At 67.6% G+C, this 19723-nt stretch carries 18 protein-coding genes; 6 read left to right on the top strand and 12 right to left on the bottom strand.

The annotated features are described in order from the left end of the window. Positions 1–207: 207 nt before the first annotated feature. The 11 genes from ACOZHM_RS15500 to ACOZHM_RS15450 all read right to left on the bottom strand — a co-directional run bounded on the left by ACOZHM_RS15500 (position 208) and on the right by ACOZHM_RS15450 (position 11801). Complete coding sequence (locus ACOZHM_RS15500) at positions 208–1470, bottom strand: glutamate-5-semialdehyde dehydrogenase (RefSeq protein WP_421570209.1); 1263 nt, start codon at positions 1468–1470, stop codon at positions 208–210. Between the two features lie 272 nt (positions 1471–1742). Further along, positions 1743–2894 (bottom strand): glutamate 5-kinase, encoded by a 1152-nt coding sequence (gene proB / locus ACOZHM_RS15495; RefSeq protein ID WP_421570208.1) that lies wholly within the window; start codon positions 2892–2894, stop codon positions 1743–1745. Between the two features lie 13 nt (positions 2895–2907). Next, positions 2908–3168 (bottom strand): YciI family protein, encoded by a 261-nt coding sequence (locus ACOZHM_RS15490; RefSeq protein ID WP_421570207.1) that lies wholly within the window; start codon positions 3166–3168, stop codon positions 2908–2910. Then, entirely contained in the window at positions 3165–4463 is a 1299-nt protein-coding gene (gene argH, locus ACOZHM_RS15485) for an argininosuccinate lyase (protein WP_421570206.1), read from the bottom strand. The genes ACOZHM_RS15490 and argH overlap by 4 nt, the downstream gene beginning before the upstream one ends. Positions 4464–4475: 12 nt before the next feature. Continuing rightward, positions 4476–5435 (bottom strand): N-acetyl-gamma-glutamyl-phosphate reductase, encoded by a 960-nt coding sequence (gene argC, locus ACOZHM_RS15480; protein WP_421570205.1) that lies wholly within the window; start codon positions 5433–5435, stop codon positions 4476–4478. Further along, positions 5432–6031 (bottom strand): GNAT family N-acetyltransferase, encoded by a 600-nt coding sequence (locus ACOZHM_RS15475; protein WP_421570204.1) that lies wholly within the window; start codon positions 6029–6031, stop codon positions 5432–5434. The genes argC and ACOZHM_RS15475 overlap by 4 nt, the downstream gene beginning before the upstream one ends. A 5-nt stretch (positions 6032–6036) precedes the next feature. Further along, positions 6037–7365, bottom strand: coding sequence for an acetylglutamate kinase (locus ACOZHM_RS15470; RefSeq protein ID WP_421570203.1), 1329 nt, complete (start codon positions 7363–7365; stop codon positions 6037–6039). A 73-nt stretch (positions 7366–7438) separates the two neighbouring features. After that, on the bottom strand, positions 7439–8527 hold the full coding sequence (locus ACOZHM_RS15465; protein WP_421570202.1) for an acetylornithine deacetylase: 1089 nt from the start codon (positions 8525–8527) through the stop codon (positions 7439–7441). A 123-nt stretch (positions 8528–8650) separates the two neighbouring features. Beyond that, positions 8651–9844: an argininosuccinate synthase gene (locus ACOZHM_RS15460; protein ID WP_421570201.1), complete on the bottom strand. Its 1194-nt coding sequence runs from the start codon at positions 9842–9844 to the stop codon at positions 8651–8653. Positions 9845–9961: 117 nt separating this feature from the next. Beyond that, entirely contained in the window at positions 9962–10972 is a 1011-nt protein-coding gene (locus ACOZHM_RS15455; RefSeq protein ID WP_421570200.1) for an N-acetylornithine carbamoyltransferase, read from the bottom strand. A gap of 262 nt (positions 10973–11234) precedes the next feature. Next, the gene (locus tag ACOZHM_RS15450; protein WP_421570199.1) at positions 11235–11801 is read right to left on the bottom strand and encodes a hypothetical protein; all 567 of its coding nucleotides are present in this window, start codon (positions 11799–11801) and stop codon (positions 11235–11237) included. A 230-nt stretch (positions 11802–12031) separates the two neighbouring features. Between ACOZHM_RS15450 and cysS the strand changes: the two genes are divergently transcribed. The 3 genes from cysS to ACOZHM_RS15435 are packed head-to-tail and all read left to right on the top strand — an operon-like array spanning position 12032 to position 15116. Next, a complete protein-coding gene (gene cysS, locus ACOZHM_RS15445; protein WP_421570198.1) occupies positions 12032–13399 on the top strand; it encodes a cysteine--tRNA ligase in 1368 nt (455 codons plus the stop codon). Between the two features lie 20 nt (positions 13400–13419). Then, positions 13420–13866 (top strand): SufE family protein, encoded by a 447-nt coding sequence (locus ACOZHM_RS15440; protein ID WP_421570197.1) that lies wholly within the window; start codon positions 13420–13422, stop codon positions 13864–13866. Continuing rightward, a complete protein-coding gene (locus ACOZHM_RS15435) occupies positions 13863–15116 on the top strand; it encodes an MFS transporter (RefSeq protein WP_421570196.1) in 1254 nt (417 codons plus the stop codon). Before ACOZHM_RS15440 ends, ACOZHM_RS15435 begins: the two co-directional genes overlap by 4 nt. 597 nt (positions 15117–15713) lie before the next feature. Here ACOZHM_RS15435 and dksA read toward each other — a convergent pair. After that, on the bottom strand, positions 15714–16907 hold the full coding sequence (gene dksA / locus ACOZHM_RS15430) for an RNA polymerase-binding protein DksA (RefSeq protein ID WP_421570195.1): 1194 nt from the start codon (positions 16905–16907) through the stop codon (positions 15714–15716). Between the two features lie 270 nt (positions 16908–17177). On the opposite strand from dksA, the gene yidD reads away from it, so the two are divergent. The 3 genes from yidD to ACOZHM_RS15415 are packed head-to-tail and all read left to right on the top strand — an operon-like array spanning position 17178 to position 19625. Next, on the top strand, positions 17178–17432 hold the full coding sequence (gene yidD, locus ACOZHM_RS15425; protein WP_421570194.1) for a membrane protein insertion efficiency factor YidD: 255 nt from the start codon (positions 17178–17180) through the stop codon (positions 17430–17432). A gap of 1 nt (position 17433) precedes the next feature. Then, complete coding sequence (locus ACOZHM_RS15420; protein ID WP_421570193.1) at positions 17434–18780, top strand: dihydroorotase; 1347 nt, start codon at positions 17434–17436, stop codon at positions 18778–18780. Further along, a complete protein-coding gene (locus ACOZHM_RS15415; RefSeq protein ID WP_421570192.1) occupies positions 18780–19625 on the top strand; it encodes a M23 family metallopeptidase in 846 nt (281 codons plus the stop codon). The genes ACOZHM_RS15420 and ACOZHM_RS15415 overlap by 1 nt, the downstream gene beginning before the upstream one ends. The last annotated feature ends 98 nt before the right edge of the window (positions 19626–19723 follow it).

The following is a 19723-nucleotide window of genomic DNA, read 5'->3' as shown; positions in this document are numbered from 1 at the left end:
GTTACCCCGGGCCGGGGGGGGGGGGGGTTGGGTCCAACGCCATGGCGGGCGGGGCCCCCCCCCGGGGCGCCCCCCCACCCGCCCCCCCCCCCCTGGGGGGGCCGCCCCCCCCCCCCCCCCCCCCCCCCCCCTGGGGGGGCCTCTACGGATCAGGCAGCGCACAGCCACCCATGGGGTGGCTCTACGCGTCATGCAGGTGCGGTGCCGTCAGGCCCGCACCTGCCCTTCCCCGCGCACCACGAACCGCTCCACCGTCAGCGCCTCCAATCCCATCGGGCCGTACGCATGCAGGCGGGTGGTGGAGATGCCGATCTCCGCGCCCAGACCCAGTTCGCCGCCGTCGGAGAACCGCGACGAGGCGTTGACCATCACTACCGCCGAACGCAGCGCCTGCACGAAGCGCTCGGCTGCCGCGCTGTCTTCGGTGACGATCACTTCGGTGTGATCGGAGCTGTACCGCTGGATATGCGCCAGCGCCTGCGTCAGGTCATCCACCACGCGCACGGCGATGATCAGGTCCAGATATTCGGCTGCGAAATCTTCTTCCGTGGCCAGCACCGCCTCGGGCAGCCACTGCCGCGCGCGTGCGTCAGCGCGAATTTCCACACCACGCGCGCGCAGCGCCGCCGCAGCCTGCGGCAGGAACTCCGCCGCCACATCGGCATGCACCAGCAGCGTTTCCAGCGAATTGCAGGCCGAGGGCCGGCTGCACTTGCCGTCCACCAGCAGCGCCACCGCCTTGGCCTGGTCGGCGGCGCGGTCCACGTACAGGTGGCACACGCCCTTGTAGTGCTTGATCACGGGCACGCGTGCATGTTCGGCCACGAAGCGGATCAGCCCTTCCCCGCCGCGCGGAATGGCCAAGTCGATCAGGTCATTGAGCTGCAGCAGCGCCAGCATGGTCTCCCGGCGCAGGTCTTCGACCAGGGTAAGCGCGGCATCGGGCACGCCGGCCTCGCGCAGCGCGCGCTTGAGGGAGGCGGCGATGGCGGTGTTGGAGTGGATGGCCTCGGAGCCACCGCGAAGGATCACGCCGTTGCCGGCCTTGATGCACAGCGCTGCGGCGTCGGCGGTCACGTTCGGGCGTGCCTCGTAGATCATCGCGATCACGCCGAGCGGCACGCGCACCTTCTGCACGCGGATGCCGTTGGGGCGGGTGTCGTCGCGGGTGACCATGCCGACCGGGTCCGGCAGTGCGGCCACTTCGCGCAGGGCCGCGCCGACGCCGGACAGACGCGCCGGGTTGAGGGCGAGGCGGTCGAGCATGGCGCTGCCGACGCCCTTGGTTTCGGCGGCGGCGAGGTCACGCGCGTTGGCGGCGAGGATGGCGTTAGTATCGGCGTCCAATGCATCGGCCATGGCGTGCAGCAGTGCGGCTTTCGCGGCGGAGGAAAGCTGCGCCAGCACCTGCGCGGCGTCGCGGCAGGCGAGCGCCTGCGTGCGGATATCAAGAGTGGGGCTGGCAACCATTTCAACGTCCTCGTTTGGTGCGGTGTAGAGCCACCCCATGGGTGGCTGCGTGGTTCCGAACGTGCCGGGAATCTCAGCCACCCATGGGGTGGCTCTACGGGTTCCGAACGTGCCGGGAATCTCAGCCACCCATACAGCTGTGCCCCATTTCCGGCGGATGGATCATGGCGCATGGCGATGCGTTCATCGGACAGGCGCCCGCTGGTCATGCGGCGCGGGGTGGCTCTACCGGGTTGTACGCGTACCGCGACACCCGATGGACATGGACGCCATCAGACCAGCACCAGATCATCCCGGTGAATCACATTGCCACCGTAGTTGTAGCCCAACACGCCCTCGATGTCGCGCGAATGCCGCCCGGCCACCCGGCGGATATCACTCGCCGAATACTGGCTTACCCCCCGCGCCAGGGTCACGTCACCGCCGGCGGTGCGCAACCGCACCTGCACCATGTCACCCCGGCGGAAGTCGCCCTCAGCCGCGGTAACACCACCCGGCAGCAACGACGCGCCCTTGTCACGCAGCGCAGCCGCAGCGCCGTCGTCGACAATGATCGCCCCGGCCTCCAGCGGCGCATGCCGCAGCCAATACTTGCGCGCGGCATCGCGGCTCTGCCCGGCATGGATGCGGGTGCCGAACAGACGCCCCTGCGCCAGCGCACGTACCACTTCGGCATCGCGGCCATTGAACAGGCAGGTATCGATACCCACACGTCCCGCCTTCGCCGCCGCCTCCAGCTTGGTGTGCATGCCACCGGTCCCCGCCCCGCTGCCCGCGCCGCCGGCCATTGCCAGCACCTCGGTTGTCAGTTCGGGCACGTCATGGATCGGCAGCGCCTGCGGGTCGCGACGCGGATCGGCGCTGTACAGGCCATCGATGTCGGTGGCGATGAACAGGATGTCCGCATCGATCAACGCCGCGACGGTGGCCGCCAGGTTGTCGTTGTCGCCCAGCTTGAGCTCGTCCACCGAAACGGTGTCGTTCTCGTTCACCACCGGCAGCGCGCCCAGCCGCAACAGTTCATTGAGGGTGGCGCGCGCGTTGAGATAGCGGCGGCGGTTGCGCAGGTCGTCGTGGGTGAGCAGTACCTGGGCGACCGGGCGCTCGAAGAAGCGCTGCCACAGGCCGATCAACTGCGCCTGGCCGAGCGCGGCCAACGCCTGGCGCGCTGCCATGGCGGCGCCGGCTTCCAGCGCGCGCGGCACGATCGCGCGGCCCGCCGCCACCGCGCCGGACGACACGATCACCACCTCGCGGCCGGCCAGCACGTGCGCGGACACGAACTGGGCCAGGCCAAGCGCATGCCGCGGCGAGAGCCCGCCGCCGTCGGCCGCCAGCAGGCTGCTGCCGACCTTGAGCACGGCACGCTTCCAGCTGGGCAGGGGCTGTTCGGGGAACGGGGACTGCACGCGGGTCTGGCTCATTGCAGGCGTTGCCTCAGCGGGTGGACCACTCGTGCACGGTGGCGGTGGCGCTGCCCTTCACCAGCAGCGGGTCGGCATCGACGATGGCCTGCGCGGCGGCGCGGTCAGCGACGTTGTGCAGCACATACGCACCGCCGGTCTTGTCGGTGAAGCCGCCGGTGATGAGCAGTTGATCGCGCGCGCGGACCTCATCAAGGAAGCGGACGTGTTCGGCGCCGACGTCGTCGCGGAAATCGGGGGTGCGGGTCACCAGGACCAGAAAGCAGATTTTCATGGGAGTAGCGCCGCCCAACGGGTGCGCAGTTCGTCCAGGCGCAGGTCAGCCGCCGCGCCGGGCGACACGCGCGCGGCCAGGCTGCCTTCGGGGGTACGCCCCTGCCCGGCGGTGTCCGACGCCGCCGCTGCCGCCTTGTAGGCTTCGCGGAACGGCACGCCGGCCACGGCCGCTTCCACGGCCACGTCGGTGGCGTACATGCCCGAGTCGATGGCGGCGCGCAGCTTGTCTTCGCGCCACTCCAGGTTGGCCAGCAGCGCCGGCAGCAGTTCCAGCGCGGCCAGGCCACGGCCGAAGCCGTGGAAGATGGCGCCCTTGCTGCCCTGCAGGTCGCGGTGGTAGCCCGACGGCAGCGACAGCAGCTGCTCGATCTCGGTACGCGCGGCGGCCACGCTGGCGTGGGTGGCGCGCATGAGTTCGATGACGTCCGGGTTGCGCTTGTTCGGCATGATCGAGCTGCCGGTGGTGTACTGCGCCGGCAGCGCGACGAAGCTGTACTCGCCGCTGGTGAACAGCGACAGGTCCCATGCCAGGCGGCGCAGGTCGAGGGTGGCGCCACCCAGTGCTTCCAGCGCGGCCAGCTCGAACTTGCCGCGCGACAGCTGTGCGTAGATGGGCGAGATCTGCATGCGCGCGAAGCCCAGCGCGTGGGTGGTGTGCGCACGGTCCAACGGCAGGTTCACGCCATAGCCGGCGGCGGTGCCCAGCGGGTTGGCATCGACCAGCGCGTAGGTGTCGTGGGCGCGGGTGGCGTTGTCGATGAAGGCCTCGGCCCAGCCGGCCCACCACATGCCCGCCGAGGACACCACGGCGCGCTGGATGTGGGTGTAGCCCGGCACCGGCAGGTCCTTCTCGGCCTCGGCACGGTCGAGCGCGACCTTGGCGATTTCGCGGCTCAGTTCGCCCACGCGCAGCAGCTTGTCCTTCAGCCACAGGCGCGTGGCCACCAGGATCTGGTCGTTGCGGCTGCGGCCGGTGTGGATCTTGCGGCCGGCATCGCCAAGGCGCTCGGTCAGGCGCGCTTCGATCGCCGAATGGCAATCCTCGAAGCGCTCGTCGAGCACGAAGGCGCCGCTGCGGAAATCCTCGGCCAGCACGTCCAGCTCGCGTTGCAGGTCGGTGCGTTCGGCGGCGTCGAGGATGCCGATGTTCTCCAGGCCCTGCGCATGCGCCTTGCTGGCGGCAACGTCGTAGAGGAAGAATTCGCGGTCCAGGATGACGTCATCGCCGGCCAGGAAGGTCTGGATCTTGGCGTCTACCGCCACGCCGGGCTTCTGCCAAAGAAGGTCTGCCATGTCTTGCTCCAATCAATGCGGAATCGAGGTCAGTTCGTCCAGGCCCAGGGCCAGGTTGAGGTTCTGCATGGCCTGGGTGGCCGCGCCCTTGAGCAGGTTGTCCAGGGTCGCCACGACCACCACGCGCTTGCCGCCCGGGGCCACGTCGAAGCCGCCGATCTGCACGCCATGGCGGCCGGCGATGCGGCTCACCCACGGAGCTTCGTCGAGGATCTCGATCAGCGGCTCATTGGCGTAGAAGCGGCGGTAGGCGTCCACGATCTGCTCGCGGCTGAGTGGCTGCTGCAGCCACAGGTTCACGGTCATGGTGATGCCACGGAAATGCGGGGCCACGTGCGGCATGAACTCCACCGGCACGCGCAGGTGCGCGGTCACTTCACGCTCGTGCACGTGGTTGGTGAGCGCATACGGCATGAGGTTGTCGCGCAGCAGTTCGGGGTTGTTCTTGTCCGACGGGCTGGTGCCCGCACCGGAGTAGCCGGACACGCCGAAGCACTGCGGCGGGCCAGCCAGCTGGTCCAGCAGCGGGCTGATGGCCAGCTGCATCGCGGTGGCATAGCAGCCCGGGTTGCTGATGTGCTTCTGGCCGGTGTAATCGCCCCGGGTCAGTTCCGGCAGGCCGTAGTACCAGCTGCACTCGAAGCGGTGGTCGGCGGACAGATCCACGATCACGGTGTCCGGGCGCGCGGCGTCCAGCGCGGTCACGAACGGCGCCGACAGGTTGTTGGGCAGCGCCAGGATCACTGCGTCCACGCCTTTGGCGGCGACAGCGTCGGCATCCAGGTTTTCGAACGCGATATCGCCGGTGACATCGGGATAGTGGTCAGCCACACGCTGCCCCGCCAGCTCGCGCGAGGACACGAAGCCCAGCGACAGCTGCGGGTGCGCGGCGATCAGCTTGATCAGCTCGGCACCGGTATGGCCGCGGGCACCGACGATGCCGACGGTGAATAGTGTCTTGGAAGTACTCATGCGTGTGCGTCCAAACGTTCCTGCAGGCCGCGCTTTACGTCCTGCCATTCCGAATCGATGATGGAGAAGACAACCGTGTCGCGCGGGCTGCCGTCGGGGTGGCGCTTGTGGTTGCGCAGCACGCCTTCCTGGGTGGCCCCAAGGCGGGCGATGGCCGCGCGCGAGGCGGCGTTGTGCGAGCTGGTTTCAAACGCCACGCTGATGCAGTTCAAGCGCTCGAAGGCGTGGGTGAGCAGCATCAGTTTGGCTTCGGTGTTAACGCCCGTGCGCTGTGCCGAGGGGCCATACCAGGTATAGCCGATGCTCAGGCGCGGAATCTCTTCTTCCAGCGCGTAGTAGCGGGTGCTGCCCACCACGTTGCCGTCCGCATCGAGCACGGCGAACGGCAGCACCTTGCCGGCTGCCTTGTCCTTCAGCGCGTCCTGCACGTAGGCGGTCATGGTCTTGGCACTGGGCACCTGCGCGTACCACAGCTCGGACAGCGCACCGTCGCCCAGCGCGCCGCGCAGGCCGTCGATATGTCCCATCTGCAGCGGCTCCAGCCGTGCATGCCGGCCGTCCAGCGTGGGGACCTTGGTCCAGTCGGCATGATTCATCGGGGTCAGCCCTCCAGGCTCGGGGTGCGCATGGCGCAATGGTCCACGTAGGTGCGGATGCGGTCGAAGCCATCGGCGCCGAACCAGAACACCTTCCAATGGTCCTGCTTGTAGCAGCCATCGGATTCGGCGTAGTAGAAGTGGTTGATCGGGTTGCCGTGGCGCGAACGCCAGAACAGCTGCGGGGTTTCGTCCAGCATCACGTTCCACACCGCGCGGCCCAGGCCCTCGCCCTGCGCGTCGTCGAGCACGGCGAACTTGTCCAGGTACACGCCCTCGGCCTCGTCAGTGAGGATCACCGCGGCACGGTAGTTCTCGCTGACGTAGGCGCGCAGCAGGCGGGTCTTGTCGAAGTAATTGGCCACCAGGGTGCGGCCGAAGCTGGATTCGATCAGCTGCTTCAGGCGCGGCAGGTCCAGCTCGTCCCACGAGGTGGCGCGCAGCACCTTCTCGCCCTTGCGCACCAGCGTGCCCGAGCCCTTGTGGGTGAACAGTTCCTTGGCCAGATCGGCCGGCCGGGTGATCGACACCGACGACTCCAGCGGCAACCGGTCCAGCAGGGCCTTGATCTGTTCGATCTTGACCCGCATGCCGCCGTGGATCCACGGCTGCTGCATGAGCTGGTCGTATTCGGTGGACAGGTTGATCGAATCGATCACCGTGCCTTCTTCGTCGAGCAGGCCGCCGGTGCCGGTGAGGAAGATGATCTTGTACGGCTGCAGTTCCTGCACCAGTTCGTTGGCAGCGAAATCGGCATTGACGTTGAGGATCTGGCCGCAACGCGTCTCGCCCAGGCTGGTGATGACCGGAATGGAGCCGGCGCGCAGGCTGGCTTCGATCGGGGCCAGGTTGACCTTCTTCACCTCGCCGACCAGACCGTAGGTGGCCTGGTCCAGATACTCGGCCTCGAACACGCCGCCGGTAATGGAGGTGGCGCGTGCGCCGTTCTGCTGCAGTGCTTCCACCAGCTGCAGGTTGGAGGCCTGGAACACCCGGCGCACGATCGCCAGGCCTTCCGGCGAGGTCACGCGCAGGCCGTTGACGGTTTCCTTGACGATGCCGGCCGCCGACAGTTCCGCGTCCAGCTGCGGGCCGGCGCCGTGCAGCACGATCGGGGTGAGCCCGACTTCCTGCAGGAACGACAGCGACGACGTCAGTGCGTCGAGGTCATCGCGCAGCACGGCGCCGCCGACCTTGACCACGGCGAAGCGCTTGGCGTCCACCTGCGAGAAACGCTTGAGGTACTGGCTGATCTCCTTCGCGCTGGCCATGCTGGAAAGCAGGCGCACGATGGTCTGACGGGTCTGGCGGTGGGGCTGGAGGGCAGGAGACATTTCGATATCGTCACAGGCGGCCGTGGCCGCGATGGGAGGTCCGTCAGTGGTGGGCCACGACGGCGTCATTCGGTCAGGCGCCGGCGCTGATGATGCGGTGCACGGCGTCGGTGTAACGCTGCAGCTGCTCCAGCGTCACGAACTCATCTGCGGTGTGGGCCTGGGCGATGTCGCCCGGGCCGTACACCAGGGTGGTGTAGCCACCGGCCGAGAACAGCGAGGCTTCGGTCCAGAAGTCCACGGCGTTGCCGATCGGCAGGTCCAGCGCGTCGGCCACGTCGCGTGCCAGCAGGCGGCGGTTTTCCGCCTCGGCGATGTCGCCGGCCGGCAGGCTGGGCCCACGGAAGGTTTCGGTGAACACGGCCGCTTCCGGTTCGGCGAAGCCGGCGAAGGTGGCCAGCAGCGCGTCGATGTCCATCGACGGCAGCGGGCGGAAGCCGAAGCGCAGCTCGGCGGCCGGGGCGATCATGTTGGCCTTGATGCCGCCTTCCACGCGCCCGATGTTGAAACGCAGCCCGGTCAACCCACCGAAGCGGGCATGTGCGAGCGATTCCACGTGGTCCAGCGCGCGGTTGCCCCAGCGCATGGCCTGGTGCAATGCGCTGGCGGCCGCATCCTGCTTGCCCGAGGCATGCCCGGCGCGGCCGGCGAAATTCATCAGCACCGAGCTGATGCCGCGATGCGCGAGCACCGCTTCGCTCATGGTCGGTTCCGCCACCAGCACGGCTTCATACGGAATGCCACGGGCGAGGAACGCGGCGATGCAACGCGGGTCGTTGGCTTCTTCGTCGCTGGAGAACAGGAACGCGGCATCGCCATCGCTGGCATTGGCCGCGGCCACCAGTGCGGCGGCCGCGCCCTTGATGTCGCACACGCCGAGCCCGATCACCCGGTCGTCGGTGCGCCGCATCGCATGCGGGTCGGCGCTCCAATGCGGGGAATCGGGCACGGTGTCCAGGTGCACGTTGAACAGATAGCGCGGCGTGCCGCGCACCGCATACAGGCTGACCGCGCCGTCGCCGTGGTCGATGACCTCCACGTTGAACCCGGGCAGGTTCGCGCGCAGGTAGTCAAAGATGCCACCGGTGGTGATCGCACGCGGCGGGTTGCGGGTGTCGAAGGACACCAGCGCCTGCAGGTGGTTGAGGGTCTGTTCAAGCATGTTTCAAAAATCCTTCGGAACGACGTGTGCGTAGCGCCGGGCTCTGCCCGGCGACCACGAAATGCAGCCGGGCAGAGCCCGGTGTCACAAAGCCGGGCAGAGCCCGGCTCTACGTGAATCGCCTCAGCGATTCACCTGCGCGTACAGGGTGCTGCTCATGCCGAACAGCTTGATGAAGCCTTCGGCTTCTTCAACGCCCCAATCGGCCGACTGCGCGTACGTGGCACCCTTGGTGTTGAGCAGGTGCGGCGACTTCACCGCCACGGCATCGACGCGACCGCCACGGGTTTCCAGCACGACTTCGCCGTTGACCTTGCTCTGCGAGGACTTCAGGAAGGCCTCGATGTCGGTCTTGAGCGGGTCGTGGTAGAAGCCTTCGTACACCAGCTCCACCCACTTGCGCGCCACGTCCGGCTTGAAGCGGTTCTGCTGCTTGGTCAGCACGGCGTCTTCCAGCGCGCGGTGCGCGGCCAGCAGCGAGACCAGGCCCGGCGCCTCGAACACGATGCGGCCCTTCAGGCCGATCACGGTGTCGCCGGTGTACACGCCACGGCCCACGCCGTACGGCGCGAACAGCTTGTTGAGTTTGGCCAGGATCTGCTCGCCCGGCAGTGCCTTGCCGTCCAGTTCAACGGCTTCGCCTTCGACGAACTTCAGGGTCACAGTCAGCGCCTCGGCCGGCCATTCGCTGCGCGGTGCGCACCAGCCACGGGCACCCTCGCCCGGTGCTTCCCAACGGTCGATCTCGCCGCCGGACATGGTCAGGCCGAGCAGGTTCTCGTTGATGGTGTAGGCCTGCTGCTTGGCGCGCACGCCGAAGCCGCGCTCTTCGAGGTACTTCTGCTCGTAGGCGCGGGTCTGGGTGTGTTCCTTCTGGATTTCACGGATCGGCGCGACGATCTGGTAGTCGCCCAGCGCCTTCACGGCCAGGTCGAAGCGGACCTGGTCGTTGCCCATGCCGGTGCAGCCGTGGGCAATGATGTTGGTGCCCAGTTCGGCGGCGCGCTTGAGCGCGGCATCGACGATCAGGTAGCGGTCCGACACCAGCAGCGGATACTGCCCCTGGTAGCCTTCGCCGGCCCACACGAACGGCTTGACGAAGCCGCTCCAGATGGCCGGGCCACCGTCGACGGTGACGTGGCTGGTCACGCCCAGTTCGGCGGCGCGCTTTTCGATGAAATCGCGCTCTTCGTCATCCACGCCGCCGGTGTCGGCGAACACGGTGTGCACGTTGTAGCCGCGCTCCTGCAGGTAAGGCACGCAGAAGCTGGTGTCGAGTCCGCCGGAGAAGGCCAGGACGATGTCTTTCTTGCTCATGGGGGTAAGGGTCCGAATTGGGGGGCGGTAATGGCGATACGGTTTAAATGGCGCGTAGAGCCACGCCATGCGTGGCTGCGTTTCGTTCGGCACCGCCGGTCGTGCCGGCGGTTTCAATCAGCGTCCGGCCAACGCCGACATGATCGCCTTCTGCACGTGCAGGCGGTTTTCCGCCTCGTTGATCGCAATGCATTGTGCGGAATCCATGACGCCGTCGGTTGCCTTGACGTTGCGGCGCAGCGGCAGGCAGTGGCTGAACACGCCGTTGTTGGTCATGGCCATCTTGGCCTCGTCAACAATGAAGTGCTTGTACTGGTCGCGGATGGGCTTTTCCGGTTCCCAGTTGCCGAAGAACGGCAGCGCGCCCCAGCTCTTGGCGTAGACCACATCCGCACCGGAATACGCACTGGCGATGTCATGGCTGATCTTCAGCGAACCGCCGCTCTCGGCGACGTTCTGCTCGGCCCAGCCCATGTAGCGGTCGTCCAGGATGTAGTCGGCGGTCGGGCACAGCAGGGTCACGTCCATGCCCATGCGGGTGGCGATGGTCAGCGCCGAGTTGGCCACGGCGGTGTTGAGCGGCTTGGGGTGGTAGGTCCAGGTCAGCACGTACTTCTTGCCACGCAGGTCCTGGGTGCCGAAGTGCTCCTGCAGCGCCATCACGTGGGCCAGTTCCTGGCACGGGTGGGTGATGGTTTCCATGTTGATCACCGGCACCGGCGAGTACTTGGCGAACGCCTTGAGCACGATGTCCTCGCGGTCCTGCGCCCAGTCGATGAACTTCGGGAACGCGCGCACGCCGATCAGATCGACGTAGCGGCCCAGCACCTTGGCCACTTCGGCCACGTGCTCTTCGGTGTCGCCGTCCATCACGGTGCCCAGGTTGAACTCGATCGGCCACGCGTCCTTGCCCGGCTGCAGCACGATCGCGTGCCCACCCAGCTGGAAGGCGCCCAGCTCGAAGCTGGTGCGGGTGCGCATGGACGGGTTGAAGAACACCAGGGCAATGGACTTGCCCTTGAGCTCGTCGCCCAGCTTGTTGCGCTTGAACAGCGCGGCCTGGGTCAGCAGGGCATCCAGGTCGGTACGGCTCCAGTCCTGGGTGTTCAGGAAGTGCTTCAGGGACATCGATCGATCCTTTGAGGCGGGTTTCAATGGAAGAAAGGGTACAAATGCAACTTTTCAAAACGTAGAAACGAAAAAACCCAGCGCGGGGGCTGGGTTTTCCGAACAGACAGCACGAAGCTCCGGTTACCCAGCGAAAATGTGGGGTTCCGGTCGGCGGGCACGCGACGTCATGCCCGTAGCCATACGGGCGGCGCTGGTGTCGTGCTGGAAGTCGGTGAGTTTCATGGCCGCCAATCTTTGCATGTGAGGCCGGTGGGCGCAACTAGGGATTTGCGGCGCTGCCGGGCTCCGCGCCCACCCAGGGGGTGATGGAGACGCGGATCTTGAGCCGGTTGCCCGGGTCGTCCGGCAGCCGCGAACGGTACTTGGTGCCCTTGTAGACGTAGTCCACGTCGTAGGCGATGGGCCGGCGGAACTCGCGGCCGACCGGGATGATGCGGCAGTCGCGGGTCAGCAGCGGGCCATTGTTGCTGTTGGCGGCCGGGGCCTCCACCAGCGGGGTGCCGTCCTCGTTCAACCCGTCTTCACGCTTGAAGATGGAGCGCACCGAATCCATGAAGCGGCCGAATCGGCCTTTCTCTTCCTGCGGTTCCTCGCCGGTGACGTTCACCGGGGCCAGGGTCCGGGTCGAGACCGGCTCGCAGTGCTCCTCGGTGCGGGTGGCCCGCAGGGTCTGGAACACCGGTTCGACGTTGAGCACCTGCGCGTAGTCGAACTTGACGTTCTCCACGATCACCACCCGGTTACGGACCTCGCTTTCCTGGGCGCACGCCATGAAGGCGGTACTTCCCAACAGGCAGGTCAGCGTCAGCAACGAGGCGGGTTTCATTGGCAACAGGAAAGAGGACAAGGCGGATAGTGTAGGCAGTGCGCGGCACAAGGGGCTGAACATTACCCTTCCGCGACGCATCTGCCCATACCGGGGCGTGTCGTTTGCGACCGACGCCGCGCCCGGGGGCGCAATCGCGGACCGGCCAGGACCGGCCAAAGGCCAGCGCTGGCGGCCGATGTGATCTAAAATCGAGGGCTTGCCCCTACTCCGCCCGGCCCTACGCCCCCATGACCCTGCGCCTGCACAACAACCTGACACGCCAGCTCGAACCGTTCACCCCGCTCGATCCGACCTGTCCGACCCTGTATGTCTGCGGCCCCACGGTCTACAACTACGTCCACATCGGCAACGCCCGTGGCCCGGTGGTGTTCGGGGTGCTGGCCGACCTGCTGCGGCGCCGTTTCGGCGGCCTGCGCTACGCCCGCAACATCACCGACGTGGACGACAAGATCAACGCGGCCGCGCGCGAGCAGAATGTTCCGATTTCGACCATCACCGACCGTTTCGCCGCCGCCTACCGTGAAGACATGGCCGCGCTGGGCGTGGTGCCGCCGGACATCGAGCCGGAGGCCACCGCCCACATCCCGCACATCATCACGATGATCGAGCAGCTGATCGCGGCCGGGCACGCCTATGCCGCCGAAGGCCACGCGCTGTTCTCGGTGGCCTCCTACGCCGACTACGGCAAGCTCTCGCGCCGCGACCCGGACGAGATGCTGGCCGGCGCCCGCGTGGAGGTGGCCCCGTACAAGCGCGACCCGGGCGACTTCGTGCTGTGGAAGCCCTCCACCGACGACCTGCCCGGCTGGGAGTCGCCGTGGGGCCGCGGCCGGCCGGGCTGGCACATCGAATGCTCGGCCATGGCCGCCGCCCACCTGGGCGAGACCATCGACATCCATGCCGGTGGCGTGGACCTGCAGTTCCCGCACCACGAAAACGAGATCGCGCAGAGCGAGTGCGCCCACGGCGGGCAGACCTTCGCCCGGTTCTGGCTGCACAACGGCATGCTCAACTTCGGCGGCGCCAAGATGAGCAAGTCGATCGGCAACATCGAGCGGGTCCACGACCTGGTCCGCCAGCACGCGCCCGAGGCACTGCGCTACGCGCTGCTGTCGGCCCACTACCGGCAGCCGCTGGACTGGTCCGATGCGCTGATCGAACAGTCGGTGCGCACGCTGGACCGCTTGTACGGCACCCTGCGCGACCTGGCTGATGTAACCGCCACGGCGGTCATTCCGGCCGAGATCGAGGCGACGCTCAACGACGACCTCAATACGCCGCAGGCGCTGGCCGAGCTGGCCCGCATTGCCGGTGAGGCGCGCAAGGCCGCCGACGCGGACAAGCCCGCCTGGAAGTCGGCGCTGCTCGGCGCCGGGCTGGCGCTGGGCCTGCTGCAGCAGGACCCGGCCGCGTGGTTCGGCACGGCCGGCGGCAGCGACGACGATGCGGCCATCCAGGCATTGATCGACGCCCGCGCCGCCGCCAAGCAGGCCCGCGACTTCGCCCGTGCCGATGCGATCCGCGACCAGTTGGCGGCCGAGGGCATTGTGCTGGAAGACACTGCCCAAGGCGTACGCTGGTCGCGCAAGCGCTGATACACCGAACCGGATTCCCCATGACCCCCGCATCGCCGTTCCCGCTCGAACCCACCGCCGCTGAAGCCCAGACCGCCATTGCCGAAGAGTTCGCCTTCTTCGGCGACTGGTCCGAGCGCTATCAATACCTGATCGACCTTGGCCGCAAGCTGCCCGCGTTCCCGGACGAGTGGAAGACCGAGCAGCACCGGCTGCTGGGCTGCCAGTCGATGGTCTGGATCGTGCCGGAGGGCAACGCCGATACACTGCGCTTCCATGCGATCAGCGACTCGGCGATCGTGTCCGGGTTGATCTACCTGGCGCTGCGGGTCTACTCGGGCCGTTCGGCGGCCGAGATCCTGGCCACGGAGCCGACCTACATCCAGGACATCGGGCTGTCGCGTCATCTCTCGCCCACGCGTAGCAACGGCGTGGCGGCGATGCTGGCGTTCATCCGCGAGACCGCCCAGGCGCAGTCGGCGCCGTGAGTTCGCCCGCCCCTGCCGAGGCCGGCGAAAGCGCGCTGGGGCTGCTCGCGCGCCCCGGCTTTTCGCTGCTGCTGGCCTACCGCATCCTGGCGATGCTGTCCTACCAGATCGTGGCGGTCACGGTGGGCTGGCACATCTACGAGGTCACCCGCAATCCGTTCTCGCTCGGCCTGGTCGGGCTGGCGGAGGTACTGCCGTTCTTCTGCGTGGCGCCGTTCGCCGGTTACCTGGTGGACCACCTGCCCCGCCGCCGGCTGGGCATGGTGGCCTGCGCGGGTCTGGTGCTGACGGCGGTAGTGCTGACCAGCGTCGCGAAGGGCTGGCTGCCCTTCAACGGGGTGTGGCCAATCTACGCGGCGGTGGCGATGACCGGCATGGTCCGCGCCTTCCTGTCGCCGATCTACAACGCGCTGTTCGCCCGGGTGCTGGAGCGCCACCAGTTCGCGCGCGGCGCCGGCCTGGGCTCGGTGGTGTTCCAGGGCGGGATGGTGATCGGCCCGGCACTGGGCGGGGCGCTGGTGGCCTGGGGCGGCAAGAGCCTGTCGTACGGGGTGGCGGTGGCGGCGGCGCTGGGCGCGCTGGCCTGCCTGGCGACGCTGCGGGTGTCCGAGCCGGTGCATACCGGGCCGGCGGCACCGATCTTCAAGAGCATCGCCGAGGGTGGCCGTTTCGTGCTGGGCAACCGGATCATGGTCGGGGCGATGGCGCTGGACATGTTCTCGGTGCTGCTGGGCGGGGTGGTGGCGATGCTGCCGGCGTTCCTGCACGAGATCCTGCACCACGGGCCGGAAGGACTGGGCATTCTGCGCGCGGCGCCGGCACTGGGCTCGGTATGCGTGGGCCTGTGGCTGGCCCGGCGGCCGCTGCAGCGCCACGCCGGGCGGGTACTGCTGTTCGCGGTGGCCGGCTTCGGGCTGTGTGTGATCGGCTTCGGGCTCTCGCACAGTTTCTGGCTGTCGGCGGTAATCCTGCTGTTCTACGGCGCCTTCGACGGCGTCTCGGTGGTGATCCGCTCGACGATCCTGCAGCTGGCCACGCCGGAAGAAATGCGCGGCCGGGTGTCGTCGATCAACGGCATTTTCATCAGCTCGTCCAACGAGCTGGGCGCGTTCTACGCGGGCACGATGGCCAAACTGCTGGGCCTGGTGCCGGCGGTGGTACTGGGCGGGTTCGCGGTGTTGAGCGTGGCGGGGATTACCGCGTGGAAGAACCCTACCTTGCGCCGGTTGAATCTGCGCGATCTGCAATAGCTCTGCGCGATCTGCAATAACTGCGAACGGCAACGGCCTTGGCCTGCGAGTCTCCCTGACTTGGGCCGGCGGCGGCAGGCATGCGGGGGACGCCGTAAACCCATCCATGGGGGCTCAGTCGCCGCTTGCACGTGTGCGCTGTCCTGCGACACGGCAAGACCGGGGTTGGGCTCCTGCCCAACCCGTCGGGCGCATGCGCCCGACCCATGCGGCTCATGCCCCCGCATGCCTGCCCCCGCCGTCCCTTCGACAGTTGGCTGGTGCGCAGAGGAGAGCCAAGCGCCAAGAACAGCCAGGCATGGCCTGGCTCTACGGGGCTGCGCATTGCGCGACCGCTGCCGTTGATTTCCCGTGGCCACCAGCAAACTGTCGAAGGGTTGGCGGGGGCAGGTTTGCGGGGGCATGAGCCGCATGGATGCGGCGACTGAGCTTACATGGACGTACTTGCAGCGTCCCCCGCAAACCTGCCCCCGCCAGCCCAACACAGGGACGCTCGCAGACCTCCGCTTTTCGCTTTTCGCTTTTGAGAACGCGGAGCGCGCAACAAAAAACCCGGCCTAGGCCGGGTTTTTTGATTGCATCAACAACGATCCGGGATCAGTCGCCCTGCTGCTTCTGCAGGTGCTCCCAACGCTCCTGGGCGTCGATGGTGCGTTCGGCGGTCAGACGCGCTTCGAGGCGGTCCAGGCCGATTTCTTCGCCGGTGTCCACGCAGTAGCCGTAGTCACCGTCTTCCAGGCGCTTGAGCGTGCTGTTGATCTTGCCGATCAGCTTGCGGTAACGGTCGCGGGTACGCAGTTCCAGCGAGTTCTCGGTCTCGCGGGTGGCACGCTCGGCTTCGTCGCCGATGTCACGCACTTCTTCCTGCAGGTTGGCGATGGTCTGCTTGGATTCCTCGACCAGTTCATTGCGCCAGTTCTGCAGGCGCTGGCGGAAATACTCCAGCTGCAGGGGGCTCATGTACTCCTCTTCCGCGCTCGGCTTGTAGCCGGCGGGCAGGATCGGACGGCCGGTGGCTTCGTCGGTCTTGTACTCGACCACCTTGACCTTGGTGCGCGGGGCCGGGGCGGACGAGCGCGCGGCCACGGCAACGGCGACCTTGCCGACCGGACGCGACACGGGCTTGGGGGCGGATTCGGACTTCACGGGAGTTTTTGCAGGCGATTTCGAAACGGGCACGGGATTCTTGTTTTGCGGGGCTTTCGGCGCGGGGGCTGCCGCCACCGGCTTCGGCGCGGGGGCCGGAGCAGGAGCAGGCTTGGCCGCGGTCTTGGCCGGGACAGACTTGGCCGGCGCCGGCGGAGCCGGCTTCGGTGCGGACTTCACTACGGGTGCTGCGGCCGGCTTGGCCGCCGGCTTGGTTGCCACCGGCTTGCTGGCCGCCTTGGCGGCCTTTGCCGGCTTGGCCGGGGCAGGCTTGGCAACCGCTTTTTTCACCGGCGCGGGCTTGGCCGCCGGGGTAACGGATTTCTTGGCCACCGTCTTGCTGGCGGGCGCGGTCTTTTTCACCGGCGCCTTCGCGACCGGCTTCTTGGCCACGGCCGTCTTGGACGCAGGCTTGGGCGCCGGCTTGGCCGCCACCTTCTTCACTGGCGCCTTTGCGGGGGCCTTTTTGGCCACCGCCTTCTTTACGGGTGCCGTCCTGGCCGCCGGTTGTTTGGATGCAGGCTTGCCAGCCGGCTTGGCAGCCGGTTTCTTGGCAACGGACTTGGCCGCCAACTTCTTAGCAACAGGCTTGGCGGTTTTCTTGGCGGCCTTGACGGCCTTCTTTGCAGTTTTTTTAGCAGCCACGAAACGCTCTTCCTTGGTTTCCCCGGGGCCCGGGAAAGCGGGCCTTTATAGCCTACCCGACCAGCAGCAGCAACCACTCCGCCTACTCCGTTCAGCCGGGGAGTGCGGCGGCGTGTGGCCGTTCCCCCGCTTGGGCGGAGCGACCTGCGCAGTTCGGAACCTGACCCGGCGCTGTCGCCGGGGCGGCCCGCCGCGTGCGTGGTGCGGCGGGGCCAACACCCCATCCTGCGACAAATGCGGCCTTCATGCCAACTGCTCTAAGATTGGGGGGTGATCTCCCACCTGCTCATTGCCCTGCTGCGCTTCTACAAGCGCTTCATCAGCCCCCTGCTGGGGCCGCGTTGCCGGTTCATGCCCAGCTGTTCTGAATACGCCATGCAAGCCATCGCCACGCATGGGCCCGCGCGCGGCAGCTGGCTGGCCGCGCGCCGGCTGGGGCGCTGCCATCCCTTCCATCCCGGTGGTATCGACGAGGTGCCGCCGCGCACCGCGCACGCTGACTGCCGATGCCCAGGAAAACACTGAAATGCCCTCCACGCTCATCGTCAACGCCCGCCTGGTCAACGAAGGCCGCATCTTCGACGGCGACCTGCGCATCGAAAACGGCCGCATCGCGCAGATCGGCACCGGCCTGCAGCCGCAAGACGGCGATACGGTGGTCGACGCCGCCGGCCGCTGGCTGCTGCCCGGGATGATCGACGACCAGGTGCACTTCCGCGAACCCGGCCTGACCCACAAGGGCGACATCGCCACCGAATCGGCCGCCGCCGTGGCCGGTGGGCTGACCAGCTTCATGGACATGCCCAACACCAATCCGCCGACCCTCAACGCCGCCGCGCTGCAGGCCAAATACGACTCCGCCGCCGGCCGCGCGCGCGCCAACTACGGCTTCTACATGGGCGCCAGCAACGACAACCTGGCCGACATCAAGGTGGTGGACCCGAAGACCTCGCCGGGCATCAAGGTGTTCATGGGCGCCTCCACCGGCAACATGCTGGTGGACAACCCGGAAACGCTGGACGCGATCTTCAAGTACGCCCCCACACCGATCATCACGCACTGCGAAGACACGCCGATGATCGACGCCAAGGCGAAGGAATACGCGGAGAAGTACGGCGACGCGCTGAGCGCCGAACAGCACCCGGACATCCGCTCGCGCGAGGCCTGCCTGAAGTCGTCGGAACTGGCGGTGGCGCTGGCCAAAAAGCACGGCACCCGCCTGCACGTGCTGCATATCTCCACGGCCGATGAGCTGAAGCTGTTCGAGAAGGGCCCGCTGATCCGCGCCGACGGCAGCCGCAAGCAGATCACCGCCGAAACCTGTATCCACTTCCTGCGCTTCGACCGCACCGATTACGCGCGGCTGGGCAACCTGATCAAGTGCAACCCGGCGATCAAGGAAGTGAGCGACCGCGAGGCGCTGACCCAGGCCGTGGCCGACAACGTGATCGACGTGCTGGCCACCGACCACGCCCCGCATACCTGGGAAGAGAAGCAGAAGCCGTATGCACAGGCGCCTTCGGGCCTGCCGCTGGTGCAGTACGCGCTGGTGGCGGCGCTGGAGCTGGTGCATGAAGGCAAGCTGGAGATCACCCAGGTGGTGCAGAAGTTCGCGCACGCCCCGGCGCAGCTGTTCGATGTGAGCCAGCGCGGCTACCTGCGCGAAGGCTACTGGGCCGACCTGGTGCTGGTGGAAGACGTGCCGTTCACCGTGAGGCGCGAAGACGTGCTGTCCAAGTGCGGCTGGTCGCCGTTTGAAGGCATGACCTTCCGTTCGCGCATCGCCTCGACCTGGGTCAACGGCCAGCTGGCCTGGGACGGCCAGCAGCTGGTGGGCGCGCCGAACGGCCAGCGCATGAGCTACGACCGCTGATGCGGGCCACCGTATTGGGCCTGGGCCTACTGGCCCTGGCTCCGGTAGCCGTGCTTGGCCTGCTGCCCTCGCCCGCCCTCGCCCAGGCCGACGCCCGGGTGGTGTTTCCGGCCAGCGCCTCGCAGGGCGCGATGGTGATCGGCAAGGTGCCGGCGGGCAGCACGGTGCAGTACGCCGGCCGCACGTTGCGGGTGAGCGGCTATGGCAGCGTGGTGTTCGGCATCGGCCGCGATGAGCAGGGCCCGTTGCAGGTGAAGGTGCAGCGCCCGGACGGCGGCAGCGAAACGGTGAGCATCGCGGTGACCCCGCGCGACTGGCCGACCGAGCGCGTCAACGGCGTGCCGCCCAAGACGGTGAACCCGCCGCCGGCGATCGCCGAGCGGATCAAGCGCGAGCAGGCGCAGGTCACGGCCGCGCGTGCGCGCGATGACGACCGCACCGATTTCGCCCAGGCCTTCATCTGGCCAGTGCAGGGCCGCATCAGCGGCCGCTTCGGCAATGCGCGCGTGTACAACGGGCAGCCCGGTTCGGGGCATTCGGGAATGGATATCGCGGTGCCCACCGGCACGCCGGTGAAGGCGCCGGCCGCAGGCGTGGTGACGTTTGCCGGGCCCGACCTGTACCTGACCGGCGGCACGCTGCTGTTGGATCACGGGTTCGGAATCAGCTCGAATTTCCTGCACCTGTCGCGCATCGACGTGAAGGTGGGCGACCGCGTCGAGCAGGGCCAGGTGATCGCGGCGGTGGGCGCTACGGGGCGTGCCACCGGGCCGCACCTGCATTGGGGCATGAACTGGTTCGATACGCGGATGGATCCGCTGTTGGTGCTGGAACGCAATCGGTGATGACAAACACAACGCGGTAGAGCCACGCCATGCGTGGCTGCACTTCGTTCCGGCACCGCGAAGCCACGCATGGCGTGGCTCTACGCTCGTTCTTGCAC

This window comes from Stenotrophomonas sp. PD6 (genome assembly GCF_049199305.1).
Classification (GTDB): Bacteria; Pseudomonadota; Gammaproteobacteria; order Xanthomonadales; family Xanthomonadaceae; genus Stenotrophomonas.
Note: the sequence above shows the minus strand (reverse complement) of the source record. Positions and strands in the feature narration are given on the sequence as shown.